Below are 16022 nucleotides of genomic sequence, written 5' to 3' on the forward strand. Positions count from 1 at the left end.
ACTACGATTGTATTGATACCACATTAATAGAATTAAGTGAATCAGATATATTTGCCACACTATTTTCTTTTGAAGCTTCAATTTGGTTTTCACGTATTTTATCATCAGCAACAATTCCAATTCCTACATTTACCACAGCTCCTACAATCCCAGCAACAAATCCTTTCCCCTCAATAGCCTTGAAGTGCTTAGAATGTACAGCTGTCCTTATTGCGCCTTTAAATTGTGTATCTATATTTTTAGTTAAAACTCCCCACCCATATTGGATATAGCCAAAGGCTGTCTTTGTGCCAGTCGTTATCATTGCAGGCGTATTTCGTATAGCAGGACCTGCATTCTTTAAAGTCTCAATTGTAGCTTTCTGTTCGTTTACACCAATTTTATTTATGACAGCACCCACAATTGTTCCCGAAAGACTTCCTTTCACACTACTTCCTGCCATAATACCAATTCCGACACCAGCAGCTCCAGCTCCACTTGCCAAACCAGCCCCATAGGTTATAGCTCCAGAGGCTGTGTTCTTTGTAGTTGATGATAGATTATCTGACAACCCCCAACTGAAGTATGAAGGTACAGCTAAAACTGCTGCACCAACGAGTGCGACACCGCTTGATGCTGCAGTAATAGCAGTTATTGCACCCATAACAAACTGAGAACCCATCTTCCAATAAAAGGCATTCATATTACTGTCACTGATGGCTTTTGCAGCATCCATAGCTATCTGTTTATCTAATATTATGTTGATAGTGCCATTACCGCCTAAACAAAACATAGAAGATCTATTCAATAAGGCTGCATGATTATTGAATCTAACGGATAAACTTTCCTTTTCCCATGAAGATTTTTATGTGTAATCGCAAGCGTGTGCAATACTTATAATTCCCCCCACTCCAGAGATGACCGTTGCGCCTGTAGCTGCATACATAACGCCTGTTGCAGCCAAGGCAAGTCCTCCTGTAGCAACTGTTGCTACAACCAACGCTCCTATACATATACCTGCAGCTAACGCTTCAAATCCTCCCCAGCTCAATCCTTTTTCCACACATTCAAACGATTCGTCAATCTTTCGGTCTTCAACTGTCAGAAGAATCTTGGAACCATTTGAGTGGGCAACTGTTTTATCACCATCAAAGTTCATGCTTACACCGCCCTTATCATGCAATGTTACGCTACCTGCAGAGTCATCAAATTACTCCTTTTCAAACCGTTCCTTGAACTCTTCCTTACTCATCATATAGGTGAGATATAGTTCAACAGCTCTCTTGTAATAGGCAGGTCTGCTGAACGCATACTCGTATTCCTTGTCATCATAAGCATCTCTGAATTCTTGTAAATCATAGTCATAGTCTAACACTGGGACTGGGTTTTCTTTAGAACCGTATCGAGGAGAGTTTAGTTCGTACTTGTTTATCCGAGCTCTGATGGTCTTACGGTAAGCTATATCATTTACAACTATCATACTTTGCCTAACCATATTACGCCTTTTCTTTTCAATCACAAGTACACAAAAGTATTTTCTATAAGAACTATCGTAAAATCTTATACTGTCAGTCCTTAATATTTCAGCTGAGTTCATGACAACACCAGTAGTAATATAATTAGGTTCATAAGAAATACCTTTCCTTTCTGGAATATGCAATGTAACATATTCGGACTCGTCAATATACTGCTGTGCATACTTCTCTCCATCATTCCGCGTACAGGTGTAAATCAGATTACCAATTGCTAACAACATAGCAACAAGCCCAACTCCTGTAAACCAGCCCATACTGTTCTTTCTCATATATACTACGATTGTATTGATACTACATTAATAGAATTAATTGAATCAGATATATTTGCCACACTATTTTCTTTTGAAGCTTTGTATTGATAATCTTCTATTTTCTTATCAGCAACAATTCCAATTCCAACATTTACCGCAGCTCCTACAATTCCAGCAACAAATCCTTTCCCCTCAATAGCCTTGAAGTGCTTAGAATGTACAGCTGTCCTTATTGCGCCTTTTAATTGTGAGTCTATATTTTTAGTTAAAACTCCCCACCCATATTGGATATAGCCAAAGGCTGTCTTTGTGCCAGTCGTTATCATTGCAGGTGTATTTCGTATAGCAGGACCAGCATTCTTTAAAGTCTCAATTGTAGCTTTCTGTTCGTTTACACCAATTTTATTTATGACAGCACCCACAATTGTTCCCGAAAGACTTCCTTTCACACTACTTCCTGCCATAATACCAATTCCGACACCAGCAGCTCCAGCTCCACTTGCCAAACCAGCCCCATAGGTTATAGCTCCAGAGGCTGTGTTCTTTGTAGTTGATGATAGATTATCTGACAACCCCCAACTGAAGTATGAAGGTACAGCTAAAACTGCTGCACCAACGAGTGCCACACCGCTTGATGCTGCAGTAAGAGCGGTTATTGCACCCATAACAAACTGAGAACCCATCTTCCAATAAAAGGCATTCATATTACTGTCACTGATGGCTTTTGCAGCATCCATAGCTATCTGTTTATCTAATATTATATTGATAACGCCTTTATTCTTACATTTCATAAAAGATCTGTTCAGTAAGGCTGCGTATTCATTAAATCTAACAGATGAGCTTTCAGCTGACCACGTCGATTCCAGAGTACAATCACAGGCATTTGCAATACTTATAATTCCCCCTACTCCAGAGATGACGGTTGCGCCTGCAGCTGCATACATAACGCCTGTTGCAGCCAAGGCAAGTCCTCCTGTGGCAACTGTTGCTACAACCAACGCTCCTATACATATACCTGCAGCTAACGCTTCAAACCCTCCCCAGCTCAAACCTTTTTCCACACATTCAAAAGATTCGTCAATCTTTCGGTCTTCAACCGTCAGAAGAATCTTGGAACCATTTGAGTGGGCAACTGTTTTGTCACCATCAAAGTTCATGCTTACACCACCCTTATCATGCAATGTTACGCTACCTGCAGAGTCATCAAATTACTCCTTTTCAAACCGTTCCTTGAACTCTTCCTTACTCATCATATAGGTGAGATATAGTTCAACAGCTCTCTTGTAATAGGCAGGTCTGCTGAACGCATATTCGTAGTATTTGCTATTCTTATCGTTCTGGAAATGTGCTATCTCATAATCAAAGTCTAACACAGGGACAGGATTGTCTTTAGAACCGTATCGAGGAGAGTTTAGTTCGTACTTGTTTATCCGAGCTTTGATGGTCTTACGGTAACTTATATCATCCTCTACACACATACCTTGCCTAACAGTCTCCCGACGCTCTGGCTCGATAACGAATACACAGAAGCATTTCTTATAAGTGCTATCATAAAAAAGAATACTATCCGTTCTAATCCTTTTTGTTGAGTTCATTAGGACACCTGTCATTATACTCCCAGCTCTATAAGTAACATCCTTTATCCCTTCTGGAATATGCAATGTAAAATACTCCGATTCGTCAATATACTGCTGTGCATACTTTTCCCCATTATTCCGTGTGCATGTGTAAATCAGATTACCAATTGCTAACAACATTGCAACAAGTCCAACACCTGTAAACCAGCCTATACCGCTCTTTCTCATAACGTATTACCGTTGTATTGATAGCCCCTTCAAATTACTCCTTTTCAAACCGTTCCTTGAATTCTTCCTTACTCATCATATAAGTGAGATATAGTTCTACTGCTCTCTTGTAATAGGCAGGTCTACTGAACGCATATTCGTATTCCTTGCCATAATAAACACCTCTGAATTCTTGTAAATCATAGTCAAAGTCTAACACAGGGACAGGGTTGGCTTTAGAACCGTATCGAGGAGAGTTTAGTTCGTACTTGTTTATCCGAGCTTTGATAGTCTTACGGTAACTTATATCATCCTCTACAAATGAACTTTGTCTACCCATATCCCGACGCTCTGGCTCGATAACGAATACACAGAAGTATTTCTTATAAATGCTATCATAAAAAAGAATACTATCCGTTCTAATCCTTTCTGTTGAGTTCATTAGGACACCTGTCATTATACTCCCCGCTCTATAAGTAACGTCCTTTATCCCTTCTGGAATATGCAATGTAACATACTCCGACTCGTCAATATACTGCTGTACATACTTTTCCCCGTCATTCCGTGTGCAGGTGTAAATCAGATTACCAATAGTCAACAACATTGCAACAAGCCCGACACCCAGAAACCAGCCCATATTAATCTTTTTCATATTATATATTATCCTCGTATTGATACAACATTAATAGAGTTTAATTTATCATCCTTATTTGCGTTTTTATTTTCATCTAAAGCTTCATTTTTATAATCATCGATATTATTATCAGCCACAATTCCAATTCCCACATTTACCGCAGCCCCTCCAAGTCCAGCAGCAAATCCCTTTAATTGACTTGGGTTTATCTGCTTAGAGTGTATCGCAGCTCGTATTGCTCCTTCCAATTGGGCATCCAAATTTTTTTTCAACACTGCATATCCATATTGGGCATATCCACCTGCAGTCTTGGCACCTGTCATTATTAATGAAGCCGTACTCTTAACTTCTTTGGTGCCAACCAGACCAGCGATGTAGGTAATAGCGCCAGCACCTATATTACGTATTGTTGGTGAATATTTCTCTGGTATTTTCCAACTAAAGTATGAAGGAACAGCCAAAACTGCTGCAGCAACAAGAGACACACTGCTTGATGCTGCAGTAATAGCAGTTATTGCACCCATAACAAACTGAGAACCCATCTTCCAATAAAAGGCATTCATATTACTGTCACTGATGGCTTTTGCAGCATCCATAGCTATCTGTTTATCTAATATTATGTTGATAACGCCACCACTGCCTAAACATTTCATAGAAGATTTATTCAATAGGGCTGCATGCTTATTGAATTTAACAGATGAACTTTTACCAGCCCATATTGATTCAAGTGTGTAATCACAAGCATGAGCAATACTTATAATTCCCCCTACTCCAGAGATGACAGTTGCGCCTGCAGCTGCAAACATAACGCCTGTTGCAGCCAAGGCGAGTCCTCCTGTAGCAACTGTAGCAACAACCAATGCACCTATACATATACCTGCTGCTAACGCCTCAAATCCTCCCCAGCTCAACCCTTTTTCCACACATTCAAACGATTCGTCAATCTTTCGGTCTTCAACTGTCAGAAGAATCTTGGAACCATTTGAGTGGGCAACTGTTTTAGCACCACGTGATGGTAATAACTTACGTGGTACACCGCATGTCATGTTTGAACAAATGACATAAGCCTCTGCTGGAATATACGATTCAGCCATATACTTATACTAATTTTCTCAGTTTAAAATCTGTTACAACTTCCAAGTTATTGGTAACTTCCTCTATGAATAAAACATCTGATTGGACAATGAAATTATATTTCGTGTTGATAACACATTTCTCTACCATAGAATAATTATAGTCAGAAAACTTATATTGAATCGTTGGTTGAAACTTTTTCTCATAGCCCTCTTTAATCTGTGATAACGGTAAAGTGTCTTTATTTATCTTGCTTTTTCTTTGAATGAGGACCATATTTGGTGACTCTTTCAGAATTTCCTGAGTAAAATCCAATTCAACGGCAATATCCTCAAAGAGCTGTGAGTTAAAGACTCGCTTATATGGGTCGAAGAGGTTCTTATCTGTAACCAAATATTTATCAAAGAATGTATTAACAAACAGTTTTGCATTAAACATCATACTCAAACTATCTAAGTTGTGAGCCTGTTCTTCTGCAACCTTAAGGAAATACTCCAACTTATCACGAGTATCTTCTTTTCGAATAAAATCGTATTTTTTTCTCAAAGAATCCTTACATTGGTCCCATTGTTTAATAATCTCATCATGGTTTAAAATCTGATTAACTTTGCCCGTCTGTTCGTCAATATCCAATAAAACATTAGAGAGTAGAGCTTTATCTACCTCCATCAGCAAATCAACTGATTCTTTTAGGGGTTGTGGAGTAGCATTAACAATGTTGTCTAACAAAGTTACTAAAAATAAACCTTCCTTATTATCAACATTTTGAACTACTTTAAAATCTTGATTAACCTGAGAATTATTAATAGAAACACCATTTAGGCGAGTTGCAGACATTTGTTCACACCTATATTTTAAGATGCGTTCAATATCTCTTTCTTTGTTACTATCCTCCTGTTCTATTACTATGTCTTTTCCTGTTTCTTTCTTTATCCTTGCCGCTTCTATGACACGCTGCTTATACTGTCTTTGACGTTCAATAGATCGAAGCATAGCCTCAGCACTTCGTGTAGTGCCGAGGTCTGGGTCTGTTTTATCAATAATGTCTTCCTCTGTCAGCCCCAATGAAGATAACAGACGAAGTTCTTCTTCCTCCATTTTATTATTATATTTTTGGGCATCAGCTGTAAATTGTTCACCGTCAGTGTTTACTCTGTTATTTTGATAAACATGACCTTTGCCCATATTTCCCTTATTGTCCATAAAACCTCTTTTGCTTCTAATACCTAATTGATATTGACATTTTTTCCATCTATAGTAACATTTAAGCCACCACCTTTAATGGTTACTCCTGTATTGTCAGCCTTCAAGCCCTTTGAAGCCCCTTCATCACTACCAATAGCAGCACTGGTAGTACCAACAACAGAAACTGTAGCTGCTTTAATCGTAATTTTACCTGAAGTTAGGTCTATATAAGTATTTTCGTCAATCTCCAAGCGAATATTTGTGGAGCCCTTTAACTTTATATTACCAGCAGAATCCATAGTCAGGCAAGACGGTGCACTTTGCCCTTTTTCAGCAGTTCCAACATTTATAGAAGCATTATCGCCTGCATTCACCGTATGAGTGGCTTTTGAAGTTAATTTAGAATTACCATCACCATCAAAATTCATTTTTACTCCACCCTTGTCGTGTAGTGTAACACTACCTTTTGAGTCATCAAGTTTCAAGGAGCTACCTCTACGACTGGTGAGACTCTTGCAGTTATTTCCCTGACCACCGCCGCCACCAGTGACTCCGTTAAACAAACTACCCATAACGTAAGGACGTGCTGGGTCGCCATGGCGGAAGCCGAGGAGAACCTGGTCGCCTACCTCTGGGATAAACACAAAACCACGGTTGCTCTTTACGTCCTTGCTGCTGCCGCCATCAGGTGTCATCACACGCACCCAACTTGTTCTCATGTTGTCGGTCTGCCAATTCATACGCACCTGCACACGACCCGTTCCATGTGGGTCGGCATTGCTTAGTACGGTTGCCATCTGTGTTTCAGCCAGCGGCATACGCACCTTCGGGTTAGGTAGACTCATTACAGTACTTGGGATGGCTTTGAAACGGTTTTTGTAATAATAACTCTCACTCACTTCATGTGTCATCTCAATAATGATGAAATTGCCCAGACTCTCTTGCGAGAGATTGCCAACTCCCTTTAAGAAAGAACTATACAAGCTTATCACCGAACCCACATGTAATCTTGGATCCTGGCTCTCGGCTGTAATATAATGTGTCTCTGCTGTTTCGGCCGCTTGTTTTAGGAGCACATAATTCTCGAGGTCGTCGGTAGAGCTGACACGCTGTATGGAGTACTGGCGAGCCGCTTTAGGGTAGGATGGGAGCGCTGCGCGGAACGCATCACCCGCCATCCTGTCATGTCCGTAAGCCTTATCAGGTGTCTTGCAATCCATCTCACGGTTTGCACCAGAATGGAACGTGAACACCTGCTCTGGACGAGCTAATGTTTGTAGACCAATATTGAGGGAACTCAACGACGTACCAAATTCCATCTTGATAGGGTCTGGCAATCGTCGTGGCTTACCGAAGACAAGTTTCAGACCATCGTAATACATCCACTCCTGATATTGCAAGGCAAGACGACGAACGAAATCGAAGTCAGATTCCTCGTATTGGCAGATGTAATCCAACTGTTTCTTGTGTGCCGCATTCAAAGCCAACTGCACCTTACCATCTCCGCACAGATTCTTTACGACATCGCCAATCGACCTGTCGTTCCATGAGTAACAGCTTGGTGCTGTCTCCATACGATAAGTGGAAGAATAGCCCGACACTTGTATACACCCGAAGTCGCTACCATCCCGATGCAACTCAATGTTCGTCACCATCCCACAGAAGAATGGTTTGCTCGCAGCCTTCACTATGATATCTTTGCCGAGCCACTCTTTACTGCTACTGATGTTATGCACCTGTCTGTTGCCGCCCGATTCAAGGTCAACCTTCAAGTCAAAGTGATGGTGTGCACCAGTTCTTTGGTCAATATGAAGTGATTTGAAAGAAGAAAGTTTATCCTTTCCTATGGTGATAGAGATGGGGTTAAAAGGTATTGCCATTGAATTTACTTTTTTGAGGTAATTAGGGTTAAAAGCATTTTGAGAAGATTTATTCTCAATATATATAATAAGGTGTCGGATTCGGCTGCTTATAGGCATATCCTACAGCGGTGAGATCCAAATAGAAAGTGAAAAGAACCATGTCAAGCACATAGCCCGACACGATCCTTAAGTTTCTTAGACCTATGAGCGAGGCCAACGGTTGTCAAGTTCAGCATTACCAACGGTGATATTCTCAGCAGAGAAAGTCATAGCGATGGTCATAGGAGCCTCATTGTTAACGTCAAGTGTCTCCTTGTAGTGAACGATGTAAGCATTCTTGAAAGAAATCTCTTTCATCTTAGCATCCTCTTCGCTCTTCTTGTAAACAATCTTACCCTCAACAGGCTTAAACTGGCTGTTAAGCATAGCTTCAATAGTAGAAGTGTCATCAGTTGACTCGATAGTTACACTGATACGACCGCCAGAGATGCTTGATGCAGGCTGCCCCTTCTTGTCAGTTGTACGGCTGAACTCGTAGTTAGAGTAGAGTACATCGTACTCCTTACCACCCAATTCCAAAGTTGCTCTAAATGAACTCATAATTGAAAAGTTTTAAGTTATTAAAAAAAATGATAAACGAGGCACCCTTATCATCTCCTAATTATAGGAAAATAAAAAAGAGAAAACCTCAACAACTTCTTGAAGTCCCCTCTGTACGGCTGTTAAACAGTCTTGCTCTTGGAAGAAGAGGAAGATTTGCAATCTGTTGTTTTACGATATCAAAAGTAAAAAGATATTTTTATAAAAGCAAAAGAAAAACATAAAATAAAATGGGTTTAACATCTGATAAGCTAAATACTAAATCTTATTACTATTTTTAAGAGTAAGAGTATTCCCTAATTTAATATAGGTCTTTAAGAAATTTGGAGTGATAAGACCTGCCTCTTATATCCAGAATTTTAAGAGTTACACAGAGAAACAGAGAGAACGGAGGGGTATTATATACAAAGTTATGGTTGTTAGGGAGGCACTGTCAGTGCATGGAGCAACGGAGGCTGTTTGCAGATTGTATTAGAACTTTATTGTAAGGTCTATTAATAAGTGATCCCCGAATATCAGCAAGCCATTATTCCTCTGTTGCTCTTTGTGCTTCTGACATCTCTGTACTATTGCGTTTAGATCCATCCTCTCTGCTTCTCTGTGTGCCTTACTATGTAAGAGCTTTAGTTTATCACTCCATATTTCTGAAGACCATAATTATTATGTAAGAAGTAACTTGTTACCCCCTCAACCTGTTCACCCGTTCACTTATCTACTTGAGGTACTTTGTAAACAATTTTATCTTTCAAAATTCTATTGATGCTTAATCGGCTTCGAAAAGATGTCCAATTGGCTTGCAAGAGATGCCCTTTTGAAAGCTAACTAACACCCTTTTGAAAGCTAACTAAGCACCTTTCGTTTTGCTATCTCGTAAGTATTTGATTATTTGCTATTTATAAAACTACCAAAATTGTAGTTTCAAACGTATTTTCCCTACTAAAAACCCCCAATACTGTAAAGACATTTCGCTTCGCCCTTTTTCCTATATCAATAGAGTTTTTTATTGTGTAAAACGTAGCAAGTCATTTGTAATTAAGGAGTATTGCTCTTTAAATAACTTTTCAGCTACAACGTTTATAATACTAACAATTGATTTAGATACAGAGTTAAAGCTTGTTTTAAGAAATGAGAAATCCTTGTTTACGTGGAGAACTTCTTTAATCAAATACTTATAAAGTATAAAAAACAGAAAAAAGATGCCCATATCTATTAAAAATAATATATATTTGCACAATATTTTGGTATAAAATGAACTATCTAAAACTGCCTTTGGATTTATCAGGGGCTTTAAATGGACAAATTCAACGATGCTCCTATGAGGAATCAATTGCCCAGCATCTCATGATGTTGGTGGTTTCTCGTCATGGAGAAGTGGAAGGAAGAGAGGATTACGGTTCGATTATATGGGACTTGGAATTCAATCAAGTTTTGAAAAACGAAGACTGGGAAGATAAGGTCAGACAGTCACTTGAAGCCACTATAATTAAGTATGAACCTCGTTTAAAAGACGTCCATGTAAGAGTAGAACTTACTGAGGTTGAGGAAGATGTCAGAGATAAGTTCCCTAATGCCCGAAAGCGTGTACGCTTGTGGGTAAGTGGTCTTATTGTAAGAAATGACCAGCACTTCAACTTTAATACACATCTTTATATAAGTCCAATATCACAGTAAGATTGGCTGATAAAAAGGAAAGTGTAATATAAGAAGATGAAACGAATAAACATATTGAACTACTTAACACTCTTGTTAGTTTTCTTCTGTTGCACATCGTGTGACAGTAAAAGAACTATGGACAATATGAGAAACGATTCACTTTTTGTATGGCAGCCCGCTTTGACGGCTCCAAAATATTATCCCGTACAAGCCCAGTATGCACGTGTTATGGTGGAATGAGCATACAAATCGTTGACAGTCTTTGTTAAAGGACCAAGTAGCTTACCCAAGTGAGATACATCATTATTAGAGATGAAAATAAAATATGATAGATAAAAGACAACAGAATATAAAAGAACGTCTTCGGAGATTTGCAATGGACTTGTGGAATATCACAGATCTGAGGCAGATGGATCCCGTTATTGATTTAATTCTCGACGTAATAGCCTATAATAGTAGTAGACTTCATCAGAATATATCTGATTCTGATTCAAATATTCTGTATCGTTTGGCATGTTTGTTAGTACCTCAGCAGTGGTCACTTCCAATGCCTTCCCATGCTTTGTTGAGTGTGGAACCTAAGAGTGACGAGTCTCGCTTACTAACATTAACAGATCGTTTTTATACGAGGAAGATGATGTTTGAAAAGGGATGGGTAGACCTTGACTTCTCTCCCCTAAGTAATTACCCTTTAGTAAATGCCAAGATAAAGGCCCTATCCTACGATAGTCGGGTAATGTATTCGTATGAGGGTAGTCTGCAAGAAACAGAACTTCCAAACGTAGTAGTGCCGTCAGAAGATAGTATTGTGTGGATAGGTCTGGAAATGACGCAGAGCCTACTACGTTCAACTCATAAACTGATATTGTGTATTCTTTTGGAAGACAATAACCTCACGCCTTTCCTAAGAGATGTGCATGTTTATGATGGAGCTGGAGAGAGATTAGAAGTATCGGTTCCACAGTTTCCACTGGAACACAGTGAAAAATATCACTACTTTAATGAGATTAGTGACTATTATGCAAAAAACTATGTTCAGATAAGCCTTGATTCAAAAGCCCTCTCATCTAATCCTTTCAGTACCTATCCATCAGAATGGGAAGTTTCTGAAGAGGGAGACGATGAAAGCAGTAAACTTGTATGGTTAAAATTGAAATTTCCAGTGATGTTTAATCATGTGGATTTTGGGAAAGTACGGTTTCTACTCAATACTTATCCAGTTGTCAATCGTAGTTTGGTAACAATACAACATGATTTTGCACGAAAAGGTAATATCGTAGCTCTACGATGCAAAGAAAATCGTTTCCTGCTCAATGTAGAATCTTTTCATGATGATGCTAACCACCAGTACGTGGATATTGTGCGGAATTATAATGAGTCCTCTACAGGTACTTACAGCCTTTACTTTGGAAACATAGAAAGATTTGACTCAGACAATGCTCGCATATTGATAAACAAACTAATTCAGTTAATCCATGAAGACGGAAGTGCTTTTGAGAGTATGGAGATAGATACGCTCACGGATCAGCTGAACAATCTCTATAATAATATAGAGAACATAGAAAAGAGCATCTACGATTTCACTCAAGATAAGAGTATTCCTCGTGCTTTTCTATTTACACAGCCTTACAAGAAGACATCAGAGGTAGAGGTGAGTTATTGGACTACTGATGCCGAAGTTGCTAATGGTTTGGATAGTCGTACGGTAGTCTACCAAGCGGAGAATGAGAAATTCTCGGCAAGTGGGTTGTTGTTCCAGACGACGACAAAACAAGGTAATGCTCACGACTCAGAACGTGATATGATTAATCGACTCCGTTATGGTTTGCTATCAAAGGACCGTATTGTTACGCGTGAAGATATAAAGAGTTTCGTACTTTGTAGTTTAGGGAAATTGGCGAAATCTGTAGATATCAGAGATGGTATAGCTATCTCAAACGATGTGCGACGTGGTATTATCCGTACAACAGAAGTAAGAATAGAACTTTCAGGTGCAAGTAAAGAAGAGAATGTTGATTTACCTGCAATGACAAGTTTCTTAGAAAACGAACTTTCAAAGCGTTCTATTAATAAGATGCCTTACAAGATATTTTTCGTATGAATACACAAAATTACAGCAATAGCCTCATAGCTGCCATTAAGTTGGCCAAGGCTATGGCACATCAGGATAAACACCTGTCGTTCGGCGTAGCTCATCTTGTTATTGCTATGTTGACTGAACAGACTGGTTTGCGTGAGATTCTGAACTCAATGCAAAAGGAAGTGACATACATCAGTGATTGGTTTGAGACTTATCGTGAGATGTATGTCGGTGTTGAGCATGATGCAGGTGAGATAATCGCCGACCACGAGGTTGAGACAGTACTTGATGAGGCAGAACGCTCAAAGATAAAACTTGGTACAGACTCTGTTGATGCCTTGTGTGTGTTCTCAGCAATTGTCAGAGATGGTGTGGTTTATTCCCATCAGCAAATAGAATCAATTGGTGTGACAGAAGATGAGATAATGGAATATTTTGAGGCTTCAACCTCTCCTTTATCTCCAGTTGCAGAGATGGATATGGGTAGTTCTATCCAGTACGTATCTGATCTCCGCCGAGCAGAACTCTTAGAAGAAGGTAAATCAATCATTGGACGTAGTAAGGAAATACGTCTGATATTGGAAACGTTGGAACGTTCTGAACGACAAGGTATTCTTCTTGTAGGCGCACCGGGTGTTGGTAAGACGGGTATTATCAGAGCACTTGCCCATGAAATGGAAATCAACCAAGATGAGATTATCAACCAGACATCGTTGGTCGGGCTGAACACATCAAAGATTCTTGCACAATCGGGTAATGAAACGGAGATTACCCAAAAACTTACGGGACTTTTGCAGAAGATGAATCAAGCAAAGAGTCGTGGTGTACTTGTCATTGACGACCTACAGTTGTTGCTCGAAAGTGGTAACCCAACGGCAGCCACCTATATACTCAACAACCTTGATGCACAAATTTGCGATGGTGCAGTCACATTGCTGATGGTTCTCTCTATGGATGCTTTCCGTAAGCACATTGAGAAACATTCTATTGCAAATAGACTGAATATTATAAATGTAGAGGAACTCGAACCAAATATCCTCCGCAGTGCATTACTGAAACATAGAACAATTCTACAGGCTTACTATAGTCTGCCAATGACGGAGGAGGCATTCATAAGTGCATATAATCTTTCTAACAGATACTACAAGGAAAAGAGCCAACCAGCCTCAACATTAGACCTCATTGATAGTACCGCAGCCTCGGTAAGACTGAGCAATAAGAATGCTGCAGGTATTGTAGAGCAACTTGTGGAGCAGTATGAGAAGTACAAGGCAATGCCAGTAGATGATGTGAGCGATTTCGACTTACATCTGCTTTATCACACAATCTTTAACAAGGTGAGTGTTGTTTTGACTTCAAAGATAGAAGACGACTTCGTACTGACGGATGATGATTCAACACAGGAGAAATTAGATAAGCTTGGTAAGATGTTGAACGAACTCTCAGTTCTTTCACAGAAAGGTATTGAGAAGGTTAGCTCATTAGAAATAGAATCAGTTGTGGCAGATGACACTGGTATCCCAATCGGAAAGATTCAGGCACAAGAGAAAGACCGACTCTTGGGTATCGAAACCAAGTTGCACGAAAGAGTTAAGGGACAGGATAAAGCTATTCGTACACTTTCTGATGCTATCATCGAGTCACGAAGTGGTCTGAGTGACCCAAAGAAGCCTATCGGTTCATTCTTCTTCCTTGGTCCTACTGGTACGGGTAAGACAGAGTTGACGAAATCGTTAGCCGATCTTCTTTTTGATGATGACACGGCAATGATTCGTTTCGATATGTCGGAGTTCAAGGAAGAGCATTCTGCAGCCTTGCTATATGGTGCTCCTCCAGGATATGTAGGCTATGAAGAGGGTGGTTTGCTTGTGACAAAAATCCGCCAAAAGCCTTATTCTGTCGTACTCTTTGATGAGATTGAGAAAGCACATAGTAGTGTCTACGATATCTTCCTACAGATTATGGATGAAGGTAAGGTACATGATAAATTAGGACGTGAAGGTGACTTCTCCAATTCTATCATCATCTTTACTTCTAACATTGGTAGTCAATGGATTGCTGAACAGATTCAGAAGGGACATCAGCCAACCTCTAACGAACTGATAGAGGTTATGTCGAAGTACTTCCGGCCTGAGTTCCTTGGTCGTTTGACAGAGGTAGTTCCATTCTCACCTATTACCGAGGCGGTTGCTCAGCAGATTTTCCTTCTCCAATTCTCACGCCTACAGAAGCAATTGTTGGAACAGAAGGATATTCAGTTGGATTTAGCACCAGAGACAATAGCCTACCTTACCTCCAAGGGATTCTCACCACAGTATGGTGCGCGTCCTATTGCAGGTGTCGTAAGAACTTATCTGAAGAAGACTATTTCCAAGCTGATTGTCTCAGAGGCTATCAAACCTGGCGACCACATAATAGCAACCTATAAAGATGGAAATCTGCAATGGAATCACGCATAACAACTTCTAACAGGGATTTAGAAGGATTCAGTAATAGTGATGCACGTCATCTCATTGCGGAAGTCTTCTATGCTGAACTGCAGTTTATTACTGGGGAGGATTTACTTGATAAGACTGTTGTTGTGAGCCACGGAATGAATAGTCGTGTGAACTCTCAGGATATTATTGAATTGCAAAAAGAGGAAGTCTATAAGGATGGACAATTAAGGGAACGACTGATACTTAACCTTGCAAGAAATGGGTTTTATCATCAGTTGCCTGAGTTTATGTTCCACCCAATCTCTCTTAGTTCGCCAAGAATGAGCAACAAGGAGGTTGTTGAAGCGATTCGAGAGAATAGGAAGAAGGCAGAGAAGGCGATACACTTTTTCTCTCCGTTTGATACAATGATGTTCCATGATAGTGTACGTATCTTTGAACGGCAGTTATCTTTGTTTGAAAGACCGTCTGAGAATGTTATTATCAAGAATGTTACCAGTCTTTTCTTCCCGAAGACTGCCCCTTTTTCTGTTGACGAAAGATATAAGATGTTCTTGTATCTTCTCAAGGTAGAGCATTACAAGGAGAATCTTTCTGCATTGGAAGAATTACTTTCAGTAGTCTGTGCTATTGATGCTAAGATACGATATGTCTATCATTACGAAGAGAATCTTCCTTACGTCAGTTTAGGTGATTGTATGTTGGGAGTTGACTCAGGACTTGATGGACAATTACTATGTGAGCTGGATGATGTTGAAGTAAATCTCTGCTTTCATGATACGATAAAAGAAAGTGTATTGAAAAAGCAGATAGAAACAGTAAAGTATGTGCTGTCGTTCTTTCTCCTTTCGTCCAGAGATATAAAGATAATATATACTGTCACGACAAATACAGAACTCGTCTTAGGACAGAATTATTTAGGTTATGATACGAATTTATAAGAAGAA

14 protein-coding genes are annotated in these 16022 nt (G+C 39.6%); 4 read left to right on the top strand and 10 right to left on the bottom strand.

What is annotated here, in order from left to right; genetic code table 11:
* Position 1: 1 nt before the first annotated feature.
* The 10 genes from J5A55_RS10050 to tssD form a co-directional block, all read right to left on the bottom strand.
* Complete coding sequence (locus J5A55_RS10050; protein ID WP_004384150.1) at positions 2 to 772, bottom strand: hypothetical protein; 771 nt, start codon at positions 770 to 772, stop codon at positions 2 to 4.
* Positions 773 to 844: 72 nt separating this feature from the next.
* Complete coding sequence (locus J5A55_RS12400) at positions 845 to 1138, bottom strand: hypothetical protein (RefSeq protein WP_004384149.1); 294 nt, start codon at positions 1136 to 1138, stop codon at positions 845 to 847.
* A 51-nt stretch (positions 1139 to 1189) separates the two neighbouring features.
* On the bottom strand, positions 1190 to 1783 hold the full coding sequence (locus J5A55_RS10055) for a DUF8188 family protein (protein ID WP_004384148.1): 594 nt from the start codon (positions 1781 to 1783) through the stop codon (positions 1190 to 1192).
* A gap of 5 nt (positions 1784 to 1788) precedes the next feature.
* Complete coding sequence (locus J5A55_RS10060; RefSeq protein WP_004384147.1) at positions 1789 to 2922, bottom strand: hypothetical protein; 1134 nt, start codon at positions 2920 to 2922, stop codon at positions 1789 to 1791.
* Positions 2923 to 2973: 51 nt separating this feature from the next.
* The gene (locus J5A55_RS10065; protein WP_004384146.1) at positions 2974 to 3570 is read right to left on the bottom strand and encodes a DUF8188 family protein; all 597 of its coding nucleotides are present in this window, start codon (positions 3568 to 3570) and stop codon (positions 2974 to 2976) included.
* Between the two features lie 34 nt (positions 3571 to 3604).
* Positions 3605 to 4201: a DUF8188 family protein gene (locus tag J5A55_RS10070; RefSeq protein ID WP_004384145.1), complete on the bottom strand. Its 597-nt coding sequence runs from the start codon at positions 4199 to 4201 to the stop codon at positions 3605 to 3607.
* Positions 4202 to 4209: 8 nt separating this feature from the next.
* Positions 4210 to 5277 (bottom strand): hypothetical protein, encoded by a 1068-nt coding sequence (locus tag J5A55_RS10075; protein ID WP_004384144.1) that lies wholly within the window; start codon positions 5275 to 5277, stop codon positions 4210 to 4212.
* Between the two features lie 4 nt (positions 5278 to 5281).
* Positions 5282 to 6460 (bottom strand): hypothetical protein, encoded by a 1179-nt coding sequence (locus tag J5A55_RS10080; protein ID WP_004384143.1) that lies wholly within the window; start codon positions 6458 to 6460, stop codon positions 5282 to 5284.
* A 23-nt stretch (positions 6461 to 6483) separates the two neighbouring features.
* Positions 6484 to 8322, bottom strand: coding sequence for a type VI secretion system Vgr family protein (locus J5A55_RS10085; protein WP_039851516.1), 1839 nt, complete (start codon positions 8320 to 8322; stop codon positions 6484 to 6486).
* A gap of 183 nt (positions 8323 to 8505) precedes the next feature.
* A complete protein-coding gene (tssD, locus tag J5A55_RS10090) occupies positions 8506 to 8904 on the bottom strand; it encodes a type VI secretion system tube protein TssD (protein WP_004384141.1) in 399 nt (132 codons plus the stop codon).
* 1248 nt (positions 8905 to 10152) lie between these two features.
* On the opposite strand from tssD, the gene J5A55_RS10095 reads away from it, so the two are divergent.
* The 4 genes from J5A55_RS10095 to J5A55_RS10110 all read left to right on the top strand — a co-directional run bounded on the left by J5A55_RS10095 (position 10153) and on the right by J5A55_RS10110 (position 16016).
* Positions 10153 to 10575: a GPW/gp25 family protein gene (locus J5A55_RS10095; protein ID WP_004359687.1), complete on the top strand. Its 423-nt coding sequence runs from the start codon at positions 10153 to 10155 to the stop codon at positions 10573 to 10575.
* Positions 10576 to 10882: 307 nt separating this feature from the next.
* Positions 10883 to 12658, top strand: coding sequence for a type VI secretion system baseplate subunit TssF (locus J5A55_RS10100; protein ID WP_004384136.1), 1776 nt, complete (start codon positions 10883 to 10885; stop codon positions 12656 to 12658).
* Positions 12655 to 15096: an AAA family ATPase gene (locus J5A55_RS10105; protein ID WP_004384135.1), complete on the top strand. Its 2442-nt coding sequence runs from the start codon at positions 12655 to 12657 to the stop codon at positions 15094 to 15096. Before J5A55_RS10100 ends, J5A55_RS10105 begins: the two co-directional genes overlap by 4 nt.
* Complete coding sequence (locus J5A55_RS10110; protein WP_004384133.1) at positions 15081 to 16016, top strand: hypothetical protein; 936 nt, start codon at positions 15081 to 15083, stop codon at positions 16014 to 16016. Before J5A55_RS10105 ends, J5A55_RS10110 begins: the two co-directional genes overlap by 16 nt.
* The last annotated feature ends 6 nt before the right edge of the window (positions 16017 to 16022 follow it).

Origin of the sequence: Prevotella veroralis, from assembly GCF_018127765.1 — a bacterium.
In the GTDB taxonomy this organism is placed as follows: Bacteria; Bacteroidota; Bacteroidia; order Bacteroidales; family Bacteroidaceae; genus Prevotella; species Prevotella veroralis.